Origin of the sequence: Brakhagea baltica, from assembly GCF_052161605.1 — a bacterium.
GTDB lineage: Bacteria > Planctomycetota > Planctomycetia > Pirellulales > Pirellulaceae > JBKCUI01.
On record NZ_CP197409.1, the window covers coordinates 4639029 to 4654292 of the forward strand.

Annotated in this window: 18 protein-coding genes; 11 read left to right on the forward strand and 7 right to left on the reverse strand. The window is 52.4% G+C overall.

Translation table 11 applies throughout. The features are described from left to right. Nucleotides 1–697: 697 nt before the first annotated feature. Nucleotides 698–2050 (reverse strand): IS110 family RNA-guided transposase, encoded by a 1353-nt coding sequence (locus SH449x_RS17740; RefSeq protein ID WP_482377413.1) that lies wholly within the window; start codon nt 2048–2050, stop codon nt 698–700. Nucleotides 2051–2210: 160 nt separating this feature from the next. Between SH449x_RS17740 and SH449x_RS17745 the strand changes: the two genes are divergently transcribed. Next, complete coding sequence (locus SH449x_RS17745) at nt 2211–2789, forward strand: hypothetical protein (protein WP_482377414.1); 579 nt, start codon at nt 2211–2213, stop codon at nt 2787–2789. A gap of 182 nt (nt 2790–2971) precedes the next feature. Here SH449x_RS17745 and SH449x_RS17750 read toward each other — a convergent pair whose 3' ends face one another. After that, nucleotides 2972–3109 carry a hypothetical protein gene (locus SH449x_RS17750; protein WP_482377415.1) on the reverse strand — a complete coding sequence of 46 codons (138 nt, stop codon included), beginning with the start codon at nt 3107–3109 and terminating at the stop codon, nt 2972–2974. 220 nt (nt 3110–3329) lie between these two features. Continuing rightward, nucleotides 3330–3551, reverse strand: coding sequence for a hypothetical protein (locus SH449x_RS17755; RefSeq protein WP_482377409.1), 222 nt, complete (start codon nt 3549–3551; stop codon nt 3330–3332). 232 nt (nt 3552–3783) lie between these two features. On the opposite strand from SH449x_RS17755, the gene SH449x_RS17760 reads away from it, so the two are divergent. Then, complete coding sequence (locus SH449x_RS17760; RefSeq protein ID WP_482377416.1) at nt 3784–4347, forward strand: hypothetical protein; 564 nt, start codon at nt 3784–3786, stop codon at nt 4345–4347. Between the two features lie 609 nt (nt 4348–4956). Here SH449x_RS17760 and SH449x_RS17765 read toward each other — a convergent pair. Together SH449x_RS17765 and SH449x_RS17770 are read right to left on the reverse strand one after the other, a co-directional pair. Beyond that, on the reverse strand, nt 4957–5523 hold the full coding sequence (locus SH449x_RS17765) for a hypothetical protein (protein WP_482377417.1): 567 nt from the start codon (nt 5521–5523) through the stop codon (nt 4957–4959). A gap of 114 nt (nt 5524–5637) precedes the next feature. Beyond that, the gene (locus SH449x_RS17770) at nt 5638–5913 is read right to left on the reverse strand and encodes a hypothetical protein (RefSeq protein WP_482377418.1); all 276 of its coding nucleotides are present in this window, start codon (nt 5911–5913) and stop codon (nt 5638–5640) included. A 130-nt stretch (nt 5914–6043) separates the two neighbouring features. Here SH449x_RS17770 and SH449x_RS17775 point away from each other — a divergent pair, with 130 nt between their 5' ends. Further along, nucleotides 6044–6256, forward strand: coding sequence for a hypothetical protein (locus SH449x_RS17775; RefSeq protein ID WP_482377419.1), 213 nt, complete (start codon nt 6044–6046; stop codon nt 6254–6256). Here SH449x_RS17775 and SH449x_RS17780 read toward each other — a convergent pair. Next, nucleotides 6234–6458: a hypothetical protein gene (locus SH449x_RS17780; RefSeq protein ID WP_482377420.1), complete on the reverse strand. Its 225-nt coding sequence runs from the start codon at nt 6456–6458 to the stop codon at nt 6234–6236. The two genes, SH449x_RS17775 and SH449x_RS17780, sit on opposite strands and share 23 nt — an antisense overlap. A gap of 141 nt (nt 6459–6599) precedes the next feature. Between SH449x_RS17780 and SH449x_RS17785 the strand changes: the two genes are divergently transcribed. From SH449x_RS17785 to SH449x_RS17815, 7 genes are all read left to right on the forward strand, one after another. Next, entirely contained in the window at nt 6600–6974 is a 375-nt protein-coding gene (locus SH449x_RS17785; protein WP_482377421.1) for a hypothetical protein, read from the forward strand. Between the two features lie 505 nt (nt 6975–7479). Next, entirely contained in the window at nt 7480–8406 is a 927-nt protein-coding gene (locus tag SH449x_RS17790) for a tyrosine-type recombinase/integrase (protein WP_482377422.1), read from the forward strand. Beyond that, a complete protein-coding gene (locus SH449x_RS17795; RefSeq protein ID WP_482377423.1) occupies nt 8349–9782 on the forward strand; it encodes an IS91 family transposase in 1434 nt (477 codons plus the stop codon). Before SH449x_RS17790 ends, SH449x_RS17795 begins: the two co-directional genes overlap by 58 nt. 360 nt (nt 9783–10142) lie before the next feature. Continuing rightward, nucleotides 10143–10412, forward strand: a complete 270-nt coding sequence (locus SH449x_RS17800; protein ID WP_482377424.1) for a hypothetical protein — start codon at nt 10143–10145, stop codon at nt 10410–10412. 34 nt (nt 10413–10446) lie between these two features. Then, on the forward strand, nt 10447–10602 hold the full coding sequence (locus SH449x_RS17805; RefSeq protein ID WP_482377425.1) for a hypothetical protein: 156 nt from the start codon (nt 10447–10449) through the stop codon (nt 10600–10602). 323 nt (nt 10603–10925) lie between these two features. Then, nucleotides 10926–11852 carry a tyrosine-type recombinase/integrase gene (locus SH449x_RS17810; RefSeq protein ID WP_482377426.1) on the forward strand — a complete coding sequence of 309 codons (927 nt, stop codon included), beginning with the start codon at nt 10926–10928 and terminating at the stop codon, nt 11850–11852. Beyond that, nucleotides 11795–13228 (forward strand): IS91 family transposase, encoded by a 1434-nt coding sequence (locus tag SH449x_RS17815; RefSeq protein ID WP_482377423.1) that lies wholly within the window; start codon nt 11795–11797, stop codon nt 13226–13228. The genes SH449x_RS17810 and SH449x_RS17815 overlap by 58 nt, the downstream gene beginning before the upstream one ends. A gap of 227 nt (nt 13229–13455) precedes the next feature. Here the strand turns inward: SH449x_RS17815 and SH449x_RS17820 are convergent, their stop codons facing one another. Continuing rightward, entirely contained in the window at nt 13456–13866 is a 411-nt protein-coding gene (locus SH449x_RS17820; RefSeq protein WP_482377427.1) for a hypothetical protein, read from the reverse strand. Between the two features lie 761 nt (nt 13867–14627). On the opposite strand from SH449x_RS17820, the gene SH449x_RS17825 reads away from it, so the two are divergent. Further along, complete coding sequence (locus SH449x_RS17825; protein ID WP_482377403.1) at nt 14628–15128, forward strand: hypothetical protein; 501 nt, start codon at nt 14628–14630, stop codon at nt 15126–15128. Nucleotides 15129–15264 lie beyond the last annotated feature (136 nt).

Sequence of the window (15264 nt, forward strand, 5' to 3'; positions counted from 1 at the left end):
GGTTAGGTGTCTTCGTCGTAGCCGCTTGTCGATCGCTCACCCCGGCGAAGTGAGTCTTCGAACGGAGCGCATGGCGATCGACAAGCGGCGCAGAGGATGACACCGGGAACTTGCTGATTTGCTTCTTAAGGTCTCGCTTTACTCTTCGCACTTGCTTATTCGTTCAAGGATGGTTGATTAGACGACTATTCGAGGTGTGAATGCCTTGTCACTCTTGTGAAGCCTATCGGCTTGCATCCCCTCAGTTATCCATGCACGGTTCCACTCATCGCTTGTTAGCTATGAATTCTCATCGTGGTTGGCTGCAGCTTGCCTGTAGGCTTCTGGATGCTTCGCATCGCTGAGCAGCAAGCTACCTTCCGTTATGGGGTTGGCACATTCTTTAGGGCGACGTGTCTGGTCATCTCGGCGAGTCTCTTACGAGTCCTCGTGTCCTATGTGAGACGACCGCGTCAACTGTGTTTAGTGCTCAACCTCGTGGGTAGGTCTTGTCCTTGGTCAAATTCGTTCGGTGCTCGTTGTAAGGCATTCTCCTGAGAAGGGGTAAAAGGTTCGTAAAGGGCTTGGAGGTCCGATTCGTTACGACGATGTCGTGTGCATCAGCCAGCGATACTGGTTGTCCTCCAAGCCTTGGGGCTATGAGGGCGAACAAGGCTTATTCGTTCGACGATGTGTGTTGCTTAGTGATGGCAACTCATCAGACCGCGGTTTCGAGCTTTCTTGTTCGCCTTGGATTCGTGGTTGGTTTATCTTTTGTTTTTGTCGGCTTTCCTTTAGGTGCTATGGTCTTAGGTTTTCGCTTAGCGGGCCTAGCGACAGAGCTCTGTACCGACGATCGTTTGGGAGTGGATTCGGTTGGTCGTGAAGCGATCTTGGGAGCCTGGGCAGCTGCTTGTTTCGCAGCGCGTTCCTCGCTGATCCTTCGATTCTTTCGCTTGTGACGGCATTCCTTTTTGGGCATTTCGAGTAGTTTCTCTTTTAGGCCTAGAGGGATGCGGCCATAGGACTCGGTCACTTCGATCATACGTTTTGGTTCCCAGTCTTTTTCATCACGAAGTAACGCCCATGCCAGAACAGCGATCTTGCGAGCCAATGCGATAGCAGCCTTCTTTTTACGAGTCTTTTGTTTGCCGCAGATTCGGTCGTAGACATGTTTGGCCCAGGGGTTATAGCGAAGTGAGGACCACGCGCATTCGACAAGGATCGTTCGTGCCAAGGGGTTGCCTCGCTTGGTGATTCGACCATTCCGATCGGTCTCGCCTGATTGGTACTGACGAGGCACTAAACCGAAGTACTGAGAGACTTGTCGACCGTTTTCGAAACGTTTCGCATCGTCGATGCAGGCGACGAGGATCTCGGCGGTTCGTGGCCCGACACCTGGAATGGTTTGCACACGGATAATTCGGGGATCGATCTTACCGATAGACTCAAGCTTCTTGACCACTCCATCAAGGACGGTCGTGAGAGTATCCATCTGAGTGAGTTCGAGATCGAGTTCCCCCTTCCAAAATTCGTGGGGTTCGCACTCTGTAAGCGGTTTGCGAAAGGAGTTGATCCGTTCTCGTCCTGTATTCCATGCCTTCTCGCCGGTGTCGATCGAGATACCGTGATTGACGAACCATGCTCGGATTTTGCACTTCATCTTGTTGATGCGAGAGTCAAGCGTTTTCCGATACTTCACAAGAGAACGGAATTCGCGGTGGGACTCTGATGGCATGTGAACCGCCTTGAGTTCGTTCATGGCGGCCATGCGGGCCAGCTTCAAGGCATCGTCTTTGTCGGTCTTGCGTTTTACGTTGCTCCACTTCCATGCATCTTCGTTGGTAGAGCAAACGAGGGTTTTGAGACCGAGCGATTGTGCCAGATCGTTGATCCAGCCGGAGGGGCCGCACGCTTCCATGACGACGAGGTCGATCTTGTGCTTCTTGAAGACGGTCTCAAGGTAGTTTCGATCGGTGGTAGCGTTCAGGAATTCATGCTTTCTGGTTTTTGAGTCGAAAAAGCAGCACATTGTGTTGAATTTTCCGAGGTCAAGTGCGAGAATCTTCATGGTATTGGATCCTTGGTTGTGGTGGGTGGTAATGATTGTGACAGTTGTCGTTCACGCGACACGAGATCACGGGTTTGAGTCGCCAGTTTTACACGAATGGCTCCCACCCGCTACACCTTGGACTTACATGGATTCTTTCGCCAATAGAGGATCTTCCTTCATGACTACATTTGGTCGATTTATGCTAACTAGCATTCCTATCGTTTACCTAGGCGCAGTTTTAGCTGGGCACTCCGACGCTTCTGATGCTTCACCTAGTCCTGTAATCAAAGCCGTCGCAGAACTGGACGCACTTGGTGGAACTTACGGCGTAAAGCAACCCAAGGGTGCCGAGAAGGAGGCAATCGAGGTGCTTGGTTACGACATCCGTATGTATTGGGATGTCATGCGTGTTTCACTTGGGCCAGGTAACGCTCCCTATGATCCGAAAACTCCTATTACCGATGAACGATTAGCCGCATTGCGAAACACCTTCTTGACCCTTCAAAACATCGAAGTATTGGATCTGCGTTACACTGAAATATCTGACGAGGGACTGCGGTCCCTTCCGCCAATGTTAAAGCTAAAAATCTTGCGCCTCGATGGAACAAAAATTGGCGACGGAATTCAGGAAATACTTGTCAGATTCCCGAATCTTGAGTCCTTATCAATAATTGAAGCAAAGCTAACGGAACAGGGAATTACGAAAATACAAGAAAAGTACCCAAAACTGAAAGTTGTCCTAACCTCGGAAAACTAGAGGAAAATGGCGAACCAACGATTGCAGCCAAGCCCTCGATCAGGCGGTTTGATTATTGTAGAGTCTACCGCTCGGGCTGGCTGAATCGAAACGTTAGCTAAGAAGGAATGCGACGAGCGTCATGGCTCTGGAATGCCTCCCGCTTGCCGGGTGGATTGTTACGTTTCTCGCTACATAACCGCTCAGCCCCCGCCCCCCCCACTTTGCTCGGCGGCCTTGCCGCCGAGCAAAGTGGGGGGGGCAGGTGGTGCCAGCGTATTAGCGAGAAACATGAAACTCCACTGGTCAAGCCAGTGGTATCTAAAGTCGGTCGCTTGCACTCCTGTTCCTGCTGAATGTTGACATCCCCTGTGGTACGATAGAGCGATGTCAGAGACAGTCTCTGACTGAGGATGACACGTCAGCAGTGCGGACGACGGTACTCGATCCTCCGGGCAAGAACGCGTGTTCCGCTAACCAGCGGATGCATTCAACGTCTCGATTCCGGGGTCTTGGGCGGTCCACGATACCCGCTCGACGTGAATGATCCTTATTCGTTAGCTAAGAAGGAATGCGACGAGCGTCATGGCTCTGGAATGCCTCCCGCTTGCCGGGTGGATTGTTACGTTTCTCGCTACATAACCGCTCAGCCCCCGCCCCCCCACTTTGCTCGGCGGCCTTGCCGCCGAGCAAAGTGGGGGGGGCAGGTGGTGCCAGCGTATTAGCGAGAAACATGAAACTCCACTGGTCAAGCCAGTGGTATCTAAAGTCGGTCGCTTGCACTCCTGTTCCTGCTGAATGTTGACATCCCCTGTGGTACGATAGAGCGATGTCAGAGACAGTCTCTGACTGAGGATGACACGTCAGCAGTGCGGACGACGGTACTCGATCCTCCGGGCAAGAACGCGTGTTCCGCTAACCAGCGGATGCATTCAACGTCTCGATTCCTGGGGCTTGGGCGGTCCACGATCCCCGCTCGACGTGAATGATCCTTTTTCGTTATCCCGCTAATCCTATGACATTCCACGCCACAGAGTCCTTTCCGTTTGGTGACGTTGCATTGTCGTGCGTTTCTTCGCCCCTGCTGGGCAAGGCATTGGAAGTGCAACGGGTTGCGTTTGCTCCGACTCTCCCGGATGGTATGTTCGTCGATCTTGTTACGGCTTACCGAGTTTCTTTCTGCAAACCATTTGCTGTTCACAATTTCTCATTCGACCTCACACTTACCCGATGTGAAATTAAAGGGGACCGGAATTCCGGTGAGTGTCTCGATGCTCAATCGTGGCCAATCGGCGATGGACTATTGATGTTTGGTACTGAAGATGGCGACGCATTGAAGGCGAGAATGCCATGGCTCGAAATCGACGGGGATGACTATCCAGTTGAATACCTGCGTCACGGATTCCGTATTGTGATTCCGTATGTTGCCCCCAACACGCCTGTTGGATTCCACTTCGTTGTGGCATACAATCAAGTAAACGCGGGGACCGATTCCGAATGGTTCGCGGTTGATGTCCGACACCGCAAATTGGCGGAGTTTTCGGTTGTCAAACATATCTCCGGGGCAAATGCGGGATAACCAAGCGATGCACGCAAGTCGCCGGTCGGCCTCGCTTTTGAATCTTTGTTTTTCTGCGGCGACTGCGTGATCGCCAACGTTAGCTAAGAAGTAACGCGACGGCAGAAAAGTTGGTCGCTTGCATCTTGCCCCTGCTGAATGTTGACATCCCCTGTGGTACGATAGAGCGATGTCAGAGATGGTCTCTGACTGAGGATGAAGCGTCAGCAGTGCGGACGACGGTACTCGATCCTCCGGGCAAGAACGCGAGTTCCGCTAACCAGCGGATGCATTCAACGTCTCGATTCCGGGGTCTTGGGCGGTCCACGATCCCCGCTCGACGTGAATGATCCTTTTTCGTTAGCTAAGAAGTAACGCGACCGCAGAAAAGTGTGTCGCTTGCACTCTTGTCCCTGCTGAATGTTGAAGTCCCCTGTGGTACGATAGTCCGATGTCAGAGACTGGCTCTGACTGAGAATGACGCGTGAGCAGTGCGGACGACGGCACTCGATCCTCCGGGCAAGAACGCGAGTCCCGCTAACCAGCGGATGCATTCAATGTCTCGATTCCGGGGTCTTGGGCGGTCCACGATCCCCGCTCGACGTGAATGATCCTTTTTCGTTCGTCGTATCAGGCCGCTGACTCTGCGGCCCACTCGCCAATCATCGGATGTACGCACCCGACGCTTTCCAGCATCGAAATCACTTGACCCGCGATGTACTCAATCCGCATCATGGGAGATGCCGTTCCGGCTTTAAACTCGGGTGCCCCGACGTGTTGCCCCGAAACGAAACCGATCGCCCGCAACGACTCCGCGACAATCGCCCCGCGACGATCCACGCCAACGTCATCCGAAAGCGGAACCCACTTGGCAATCCACGCCGCCGCGTCATCTTTCGTCGCTGGGAAATTCATCATCAACAAATCAAGCTGCGATTGCCTTTCGGCAATTTCTGCCGCTCGCTTCGCTTTCGCCGCCCTTCCGGCGGGAGAGTTTTGGTAACGCAACTGCCTTGCGTCTAGCATGTGCTGCCACGTTCCGACGACATGCTTGACGCTCAATCTCTTGTTGACCGTCAACGCTATGTCGTTGAATCGCATTCGCACCTTACGGTTATATTTTGCTGCCAACGCAATGGCGTTCTTTGCCGACATCGAAACGTGTTCGCCCGGCAATCCTTCGTAAATCATCAACATCAAACTAACTCCACTGAACGACGAACAAACCGTTGCACCCGAGCCCCCGGCAACGGTCTTTTGAAATGGTAAGGTTCATCGCGGGGGCCGGATGAACGGTAGCGTTCGTCATACCTAGTCAGCCGCCCTCTTGCACCGCTCGCACCTCGGCCTGCGAAACCGAAAGTCATCGTCTTGCCCTTTTGGCAACGGCCAATACCGAGGATCAAAACCGCAGAAGGCCGCGACTCGATCAAACAGCCAATCCATTGCGTGGACCACTCCGAGAGGGGCAGCAATTCCAAGATAGATCAAAACCATCAACGGGAAACCAAGAACTCGAAACGGCAAAGCAAACCATCGCGGGGCTGTCCACGGTTGCGATGACTCTGGCGGCTCATACGGGTTCATAATGCAAACTCCAATGTGCGGACGACGAACAACCCAATGCACCCCAGCCGCCGATAGGGTCTTTCGAAGTGGTAAATCACCTCGCGGCGGCGGGGTGATTGGGAGCGTTCTGTTTTCCAGAAAGACTTCGATGGACGATAAAATTGTATTTGCGTTCGACGCTAAAGGTAGCGATGGTCTTATGTACCGCATCATTAGCGTCCATTCGTTCCTAGAGGAAACAAACGATTACGAATCACAAGGTACACTACAGACTGAAGACGGTGATTTAGTGCTAGGTAGTGATTCACTGGGATGGGAAATAGACGTAATTCCCCGCATCAAGCTGACGCGACTTCCTTGACGTACCGCCATTGGGGTTGATAACCTAAATTCAACTTCCACGTACCGTTCGTAGTCCAGTAAGCATTGCTCTCTGTCCCGTAGTAAGTCCCGATATCTACACGACCATCACGCGAACGAATCTCGATATTCTTTGCGTTAGGGTCAGTATTCTGCGGTACTGGTAGTTCGAGTTCCCCGTCTACCCAATCTGAATTAGCCATAATTTACTCCAAAATTAAAAAAGAAAACAGAACAAACCGATTGACACGAAGTGCTCGCCGTATGATGAATCGAGATGGAGCGGTTTACCGCTCGCACTCGGTCATCGGTGGCGTTCTGAGAATGCAGACAGCAACGAGGAAATGACCAACGGAAATCTTCTTCCTGAAATACCTGGAATCCGCATTACTAACTCGCGAAACATCGGACTGGCGATTCGATTCGAGTTTTTTATCGAGCGAGACGCAATCGATGTCGCCATTATTGGTTTACTCGAAGCGCTCGAACGTTTCGATGAATTCGCGTTGGCCGATCACCGCAAGGGTGACTATGAAGCATGCTCGATATTTCGAGCAACCTCTGCCGGGTTCGAAATGATGACTGGTGGACATGGTTGGTCCAGCGAATGGCACAATTTGGATCATACCGCCGCGCTGATTGAAATGAACAGACTCGCAGAATACAATCACGGTCCACATTGGAGCAATTGTGGCCACTTGATTGCACGTGGGGCATGAACTTACAACACAATTCTCAGAACAAAATGTTGGACCGAAGCCCCCGTCGGTCCTTTTCGAACTTTAGAGACCGCGTTGACGGGGACTCGGTCAACATGGCCGTTGAACTAAATGGCTTTGCTCTCTTCAATACCACCATCGGATTCAAGCTCTTATATCCGATGATAGCTTCGGTGCAGTAGACTGTTCCTCGCCTTCTGCTTGCGTGCTCGGAAGAACGGATGACTGCGTCGCTTTCTTGCTTGCAAGCAGACAAAGCCTTTTCTTTTCTCTTGTCTCATTCACACCACTACCGGCCGCGCTATGCCTTACCCCATCCGCAAACTCACCCAACACCACTTCCGGTTGTAACGATTACCAATCACAAATACTTTTCAACCCGTAACGAAGATTCCGATTAAATCACTTGCGCTATTTGTAACGCTAATCATCCTGATTTGTAGAGCCAGCTCTTTCGTTCTAGCTGGCCATTTTCACTTTCTGTTTCAGGATTAGGAACCGAGTTATGACTCCCTATCACAAACGTGTTACGGCCTTTACCAAACGCATGGCCGAAGACATGCAACTACGCAATCTCTCACCCCGAACCATCGATGCCTACACCTATCACGTCGATCGATTCGCCCTACGGTTCGGAAAACACCCCGAAGAATTAGGACCTGACGAGATCCGAGAGTTCCAACTCTGGATGATCAATGAATTGAAATCCTCTTGGAGTCAATTCAATCAAGCCGTCTGTGCCCTACGATTCTTCTACACCGTGACTGCGAAGCGAGATTGGGTCGTCAAACAAATCCCTTACGGACAACGTCCCAAAAAGCTACCAGTTGTCCTCTCTGGGGACGAAGTCGCACGAATCATCGCATGTATCACCAATATCAAGCACCGTACGGTCCTGCTGACACTCTATTCTGCTGGGCTGAGAATCGCCGAGGGGCTCCAATTGAAGGTGTCGGATATAGACTCCCAGCGAATGATGCTCAAAGTCACGCAGGGCAAGGGAGCCAAGGATCGATATGTGCCCATCTCGCCACGATTACTGACAGCTTTGCGACTCTACTGGAAGGAATGTCGCCCGTCCGATTACCTCTTCCCGGGCAGGACCGACGATACACCTCTCAACAAAGCAGTGGTTCAGAAAGCTTGCTCGCTGGCAACAGCCCAAGCCAAGATCAACAAACACGTCACACCCCACACGATGAGGCATTCCTATGCGACCGGGTTACTCGAAGCGGGTGTCGATCTCATGGCCATCAGCAAGCTACTGGGGCACAGCAGCTTCTTAACCACGATGGTCTACTTACACTGTCGTCGCCAACACTTCGAAAACTCCCCCAGCCCGATCGATTGGCTTCCGGTTCGGCAGTGTCCGAAGTGGATCGATCCCACGTTCCGAAGCGATGCTCCCCCCGAAACCGGTACCAGACCGTAAGGAAAGCGTACAATGAGTCCGATTGGCCCGATCCCGCTCCGTCGGTCCATAGCCTGATCCTCAAGCATACCAATCGCACGCTACGCAAGCATGGGCGAGGGATTCCACAGCATGTAGAGAATACGCTTCTCCGCATGCATTACTGCCGAACCCCGGTACTCGGTACCAGGCAGTATCGCTGCGTTCCATGCAACTATGAGAAAACGGTCTACAACTCCTGCGGTGATCGAAACTGCCCCAACTGCTCGGGAGCCAAGCGACGAGATTGGCTCGATAAGACCCGGGAGCTTGTCGCTCCCGGAGTCACCTACTTCCAAGTCATCTTTACGCTTCCCGAGGAATTGTCTTCGCTAGCACTTGGTAACCGCAAAGAGATGTACGATCTCTTGTTTCAAGTCGCTTGGCGATGCCTGAGTCGCAAGATCGAGAAGGAGCTAGGGATTCGGAGTGCCGGGCAAGCCGTCTTGCACACGTGGAATCAAAGACTGGGGCATCATCCGCACGTGCACTTGGCTGTTCCCGGCAACGGCCCCAGCTTAGACGGCACGCGATGGGTGGCTTGCAAAACGACCAAGGACGGACAACCCTTCCTAGTCGACAACAAGGAACTCAGTGCCGAGTTCCGCAAGGAGTTCCTGAGCGAACTCGAGATCTTAATCAGCAAGAACAAGATCCGGATCGAAGAGCCAGGTTATATCGCAGAAGTCTTAAACGACTTAGCAGAACGGAACTGGAATGTCTTTATAGAACGTCCTCCGAAACCGGACATGCCAGCCGAGCGGATGTTCAAGTACTTGGCTCGCTACATGACCGGAGGTCCCATCTCAGATCTCAGGATCTTGGGAGAAAAGGATGGCCGGATCTGGTTCTTGGCCCGTAGCCTTAGGAAAGGAGAAGGCCAAATCGCAACATCGCTGGAGAGCGTCGAGTTCGTCAGGAGTTGGTGCATGCATGTTCTTCCCAAGGAATATACCAAGGTCAGGACCTATGGAGCGTGGAGTTGCTCGAAACGGACCAAGTACCGGCAAGACTGCGAGCGATTGCATCCTGCGACCGTTGAGGAGTCGGAATCGACAAGAGAAAAGACGGAATTGGAAAAACCAAAAACCAAGACCGCCCCGAATTGCCCGCACTGCGGGCAGTGCATGGAGGTGCTTCGGTGCGATGATCGCCCGAGTTGGAGAGAAGTCATTCTAAAGAACGACCACCCTGGTTGGTACAAGCCAACGGATGTCGAGTGCGAGTTCCCGCCAGAACCGAAACCGTCTTGGGAGCATGCTTACGGATCGCAGACTAAGAAAGCGAGCGAAGAGCCCGACCTCTTCGACGAGATCATTGCCATGCGAGAGAGCTTAGCCGAGTTGAATACGGCCTGACAGGCTCAAAGCATAGCAGACACAAACAACAAGACTATTACAACAGCCGTTTAACGAGCAAGCCGCTCGAGCACGTCCACACCTAGGAAACACTCACAAAGCCAGCAGTACCAAGACCAAGTCCAAAGTCCGCCATCTCAACGCAAGCGGGTTAAAGGGCGATAGAGCAGGTCACGTAGGAGTCTAAACAGAGCTCGGGGAGGAGCGAAAAGGAAAAGAATCCGCAGTTAGGTTGCAAACCGAGTCCGGTCAAGCGATAATCTCTCGGGATACGGAGCAAAGCCACACAGTTCAACGCACAATCTATCCCACCGCTCCGTTACACTCCGGTAGGGATAGATTGCAATTCGTTAGGCGAAGATGATGCAAAGTAATCGCGTTACCCGGGAGCAAGCAATTGCAGCCGCGATGGCGATAATGGCCAAACATGCATTCGCTCATGGGACTTGCCTTGCCGCGAGAGAGATTGCAGATTGTACCATTCCAACTTGGGAAATCGAGTTTGCATACGACGGCTTGACTGGACCATCGTCGACGACTGATCCGCCAACGATTGAATTGCAGATCTCGATCAATGACGAAGATGTTCGGTTTCTTGATCCCTGGTACAATCGAAAACTAGAAGAGTAGACTGTGTGGATCAGTGTGGAGACTTCGCCTAACAATGCGGTCAACCCAAGTCGCAGATACCGTTATTCTTTACATCAACATCAAATGCGGCGACTGGGTTACCGCAGTCGTTGAACTAAATGGCTTTGCTCTCTTCAATACCACCATCGGATTCAAGCTCTTATATCCGATGATAGCTTCGGTGCAGTAGACTGTTCCTCGCCTTCTGCTTGCGTGCTCGGAAGAACGGATGACTGCGTCGCTTTCTTGCTTGCAAGCAGACAAAGCCTTTTCTTTTCTCTTGTCTCATTCACACCACTACCGGCCGCGCTATGCCTTACCCCATCCGCAAACTCACCCAACACCACTTCCGGTTGTAACGATTACCAATCACAAATACTTTTCAACCCGTAACGAAGATTCCGATTAAATCACTTGCGCTATTTGTAACGCTAATCATCCTGATTTGTAGAGCCAGCTCTTTCGTTCTAGCTGGCCATTTTCACTTTCTGTTTCAGGATTAGGAACCGAGTTATGACTCCCTATCACAAACGTGTTACGGCCTTTACCAAACGCATGGCCGAAGACATGCAACTACGCAATCTCTCACCCCGAACCATCGATGCCTACACCTATCACGTCGATCGATTCGCCCTACGGTTCGGAAAACACCCCGAAGAATTAGGACCAGATGAGATCCGAGAGTTCCAACTCTGGATGATCAATGAGTTGAAATCCTCTTGGAGCCAATTCAATCAAGCCGTCTGTGCCCTGCGATTCTTCTACACCGTGACTGCGAAGCGAGATTGGGTCGTCAAACAAATCCCTTACGGACAACGTCCCAAAAAGCTACCCGTTGTCCTCTCCGGGGACGAAGTCTCAAGAATCATCGCATGTATCACCAATATCAAGCACCGTACGGTCCTGCTGACACTCTATTCTGCTGGGCTGAGAATCGCCGAGGGGCTCCAATTGAAGGTGTCGGATATAGACTCCCAGCGAATGATGCTCAAAGTCACGCAGGGCAAGGGAGCCAAGGATCGATATGTGCCCATCTCGCCACGATTACTGACAGCCTTGCGACTCTACTGGAAGGAATGTCGCCCGTCCGATTACCTCTTCCCGGGCAGGACCGACGATACACCTCTCAACAAAGCAGTGGTTCAGAAAGCTTGCTCGCTGGCAACAGCCCAAGCCAAGATCAACAAGCACGTCACGCCTCACACGATGAGGCATTCCTATGCGACGGGGTTACTCGAAGCGGGTGTCGATCTCATGGCCATCAGCAAGCTACTGGGACACAGCAGCTTCTTGACCACGATGGTCTACTTACACTGTCGTCGCCAACACTTCGAAAACTCCCCCAGCCCGATCGATTGGCTTCCGGTTCGGCAGTGTCCGAAGTGGATCGATCCCACGTTCCGAAGCGATGCTCCCCCCGAAACCGGTACCAGACCGTAAGGAAAGCGTACAATGAGTCCGATTGGCCCGATCCCGCTCCGTCGGTCCATAGCCTGATCCTCAAGCATACCAATCGCACGCTACGCAAGCATGGGCGAGGGATTCCACAGCATGTAGAGAATACGCTTCTCCGCATGCATTACTGCCGAACCCCGGTACTCGGTACCAGGCAGTATCGCTGCGTTCCATGCAACTATGAGAAAACGGTCTACAACTCCTGCGGTGATCGAAACTGCCCCAACTGCTCGGGAGCCAAGCGACGAGATTGGCTCGATAAGACCCGGGAGCTTGTCGCTCCCGGAGTCACCTACTTCCAAGTCATCTTTACGCTTCCCGAGGAATTGTCTTCGCTAGCACTTGGTAACCGCAAAGAGATGTACGATCTCTTGTTTCAAGTCGCTTGGCGATGCCTGAGTCGCAAGATCGAGAAGGAGCTAGGGATTCGGAGTGCCGGGCAAGCCGTCTTGCACACGTGGAATCAAAGACTGGGGCATCATCCGCACGTGCACTTGGCTGTTCCCGGCAACGGCCCCAGCTTAGACGGCACGCGATGGGTGGCTTGCAAAACGACCAAGGACGGACAACCCTTCCTAGTCGACAACAAGGAACTCAGTGCCGAGTTCCGCAAGGAGTTCCTGAGCGAACTCGAGATCTTAATCAGCAAGAACAAGATCCGGATCGAAGAGCCAGGTTATATCGCAGAAGTCTTAAACGACTTAGCAGAACGGAACTGGAATGTCTTTATAGAACGTCCTCCGAAACCGGACATGCCAGCCGAGCGGATGTTCAAGTACTTGGCTCGCTACATGACCGGAGGTCCCATCTCAGATCTCAGGATCTTGGGAGAAAAGGATGGCCGGATCTGGTTCTTGGCCCGTAGCCTTAGGAAAGGAGAAGGCCAAATCGCAACATCGCTGGAGAGCGTCGAGTTCGTCAGGAGTTGGTGCATGCATGTTCTTCCCAAGGAATATACCAAGGTCAGGACCTATGGAGCGTGGAGTTGCTCGAAACGGACCAAGTACCGGCAAGACTGCGAGCGATTGCATCCTGCGACCGTTGAGGAGTCGGAATCGACAAGAGAAAAGACGGAATTGGAAAAACCAAAAACCAAGACCGCCCCGAATTGCCCGCACTGCGGGCAGTGCATGGAGGTGCTTCGGTGCGATGATCGCCCGAGTTGGAGAGAAGTCATTCTAAAGAACGACCACCCTGGTTGGTACAAGCCAACGGATGTCGAGTGCGAGTTCCCGCCAGAACCGAAACCGTCTTGGGAGCATGCTTACGGATCGCAGACTAAGAAAGCGAGCGAAGAGCCCGACCTCTTCGACGAGATCATTGCCATGCGAGAGAGCTTAGCCGAGTTGAATACGGCCTGACAGGCTCAAAGCATAGCAGACACAAACAACAAGACTATTACAACAGCCGTTTAACGAGCAAGCCGCTCGAGCACGTCCACACCTAGGAAACACTCACAAAGCCAGCAGTACCAAGACCAAGTCCAAAGTCCGCCATCTCAACGCAAGCGGGTTAAAGGGCGATAGAGCAGGTCACGTAGGAGTCTAAACAGAGCTCGGGGAGGAGCGAAAAGGAAAAGAATCCGCAGTTAGGTTGCAAACCGAGTCCGGTCAAGCGATAATCTTTCGGGATGCGGAGCAAAGCCATACAGTTCAACGCACAATCTATCCCACCGCTCCGTTACACTCCGGTAGGGATAGATTGCATTTCGTTCCCCTACTGAACTGATCGCATCATTAAGACAATGACCATAGCCGAATACACAGCGGAATGTGCAAGATGCCAACGCCGCCTCGGGTGGCGGATGGCGGGCGCGATCGCCGTTATGTTCCTTGTTCTCGGCATAGCCAATCTCGTGCGTTTGTTCGATCCCAACCTGGCTGACATTGTTGCCCCTGTCGTCATGTTCCTTGTTGGGTTTCCCTTGATGCTGCTCGGTTTCTACTACGCGGATAGAACGTACCTCAAATACCCGAAATTGATGTGCCTGCACTGTCATGGCAATCTTTCGCGAGCAAGATGTGTTATTATTGCGACTGGAAACTGTCCCTCCTGTGGCCGCCGTGTTTTGTCTGATGACACGATTGGAAACTGACCGGCGGCTCAGATTCACGTCGAAAAAGCGGGGAACAATCGCGTGCACCGGAGTACGCGAGTCGGGCGGTTCTGAAATTGAAAATCTTTCGCGCGTACCCGGTGACGCGTCCCGTTAGCTAGGAAGTAACGCGACCAGCAGAAAAGTGTGTCGATTGCATCTTGCCCCTGCTGAATGTTGACATCCCCTGTGGTACGATAGAGTGAAGTCAGGGACGGTCTCTGACTGAGGATGACACGTGAGCAGTGCGGACGACGGCACTCGATCCTCCGGGCAAGAACGCGTGTTCCGCTAACCAGCGGATGCATTCAACGTCTCGATTCCGGGGTCTTGGGCGGTCCACGATCCCCGCTCGACGTGAATGATCCTTATTCGTTAGCTAAGAAGTAACGCGACTAGCAGAAAAGTGTGTCGCTTGCACTCCTGCCCCTGCTGAATGTTGATCTCCCCTGTGGTACGATAGAGCGAAGTCAGAGACGGTCTCTGACTGAGGTTGACGCGTCAGCAGTGCAGATGACGGCGCTCGATCCTCCGGGCAAAAACGCGTGAATTCGCTAACCAGCGGATGCACTCAACGTCTCGATCCTCCGGCCTCGCGCGGTCCATCATCCCTCGCTCGACGTGAGTGATCCTTGTCGTTCTGTCTTAAGGTAAGGTTGTGCTCAATGGACGTGAATGACGAGTCACCCGACTGGATCGCCATCGCAGAGCGTTCAAGCTTTACGTCCGGTCGAGCGAGATTAATTGTTTGGGCAGTCGCACAACTGATGTTACTTTTTTGCATTCCGCTTTGCGCAGCCGGAAAAGGAATCGAAGCGCTGGTACTGGGACTCCTTTGGATTCTTGGCACTTGTTGGTTCTGCGGTGCGCAGAAGGCCGTTTTCGTGGATGTTAGTGCGAGAATAGTTCGCTACTGTCGTCACGTCTTTGGCTTTCCTGTTTTCTGGCGATTTTTCGCAATCGGTGATGGTGATGGCTTATATTTGATCTTCCGATTGGATAGTGATGCCGATAAAGGAATTCACAGGCTGTATTTGAAACACGCAAACAATGATTTTTACTTACTCGATTTACCGTCGGATTCCCCAGGAAAATCGTCGGAAATAATCTCTCTAGTACAGTCTGTTGCCGACCGATTAAGCATTTACAATTATGGGTATAGATAGACAGAACCAAGCGATGCAGACGAAGCCCTCGATCAGACGTTTTGACTTGCCTTGAGTCAATCGCTCGGGCTCGCTGATCGCCCCCGTTCGTGCTTAAACCTTTGACGCCTGACGCACTCACATCCCGAATGAACCC

Bases quoted from the DNA above. Each gene is read 5' to 3' on its own strand.
- SH449x_RS17740 (WP_482377413.1), bottom strand. From the start codon at position 2,050: ATGAAGATTCTCGCACTTGACCTCGGAAAATTCAACACAATGTGCTGC.
- SH449x_RS17745 (WP_482377414.1), top strand. From the start codon at position 2,211: ATGACTACATTTGGTCGATTTATGCTAACTAGCATTCCTATCGTTTAC.
- SH449x_RS17760 (WP_482377416.1), top strand. From the start codon at position 3,784: ATGACATTCCACGCCACAGAGTCCTTTCCGTTTGGTGACGTTGCATTG.
- SH449x_RS17765 (WP_482377417.1), bottom strand. From the start codon at position 5,523: ATGTTGATGATTTACGAAGGATTGCCGGGCGAACACGTTTCGATGTCG.
- SH449x_RS17770 (WP_482377418.1), bottom strand. From the start codon at position 5,913: ATGAACCCGTATGAGCCGCCAGAGTCATCGCAACCGTGGACAGCCCCG.
- SH449x_RS17775 (WP_482377419.1), top strand. From the start codon at position 6,044: ATGGACGATAAAATTGTATTTGCGTTCGACGCTAAAGGTAGCGATGGT.
- SH449x_RS17780 (WP_482377420.1), bottom strand. From the start codon at position 6,458: ATGGCTAATTCAGATTGGGTAGACGGGGAACTCGAACTACCAGTACCG.
- SH449x_RS17785 (WP_482377421.1), top strand. From the start codon at position 6,600: ATGACCAACGGAAATCTTCTTCCTGAAATACCTGGAATCCGCATTACT.
- SH449x_RS17790 (WP_482377422.1), top strand. From the start codon at position 7,480: ATGACTCCCTATCACAAACGTGTTACGGCCTTTACCAAACGCATGGCC.
- SH449x_RS17800 (WP_482377424.1), top strand. From the start codon at position 10,143: ATGATGCAAAGTAATCGCGTTACCCGGGAGCAAGCAATTGCAGCCGCG.
- SH449x_RS17805 (WP_482377425.1), top strand. From the start codon at position 10,447: ATGCGGTCAACCCAAGTCGCAGATACCGTTATTCTTTACATCAACATC.
- SH449x_RS17810 (WP_482377426.1), top strand. From the start codon at position 10,926: ATGACTCCCTATCACAAACGTGTTACGGCCTTTACCAAACGCATGGCC.
- SH449x_RS17820 (WP_482377427.1), bottom strand. From the start codon at position 13,866: ATGACAGTGCAGGCACATCAATTTCGGGTATTTGAGGTACGTTCTATC.
- SH449x_RS17825 (WP_482377403.1), top strand. From the start codon at position 14,628: ATGGACGTGAATGACGAGTCACCCGACTGGATCGCCATCGCAGAGCGT.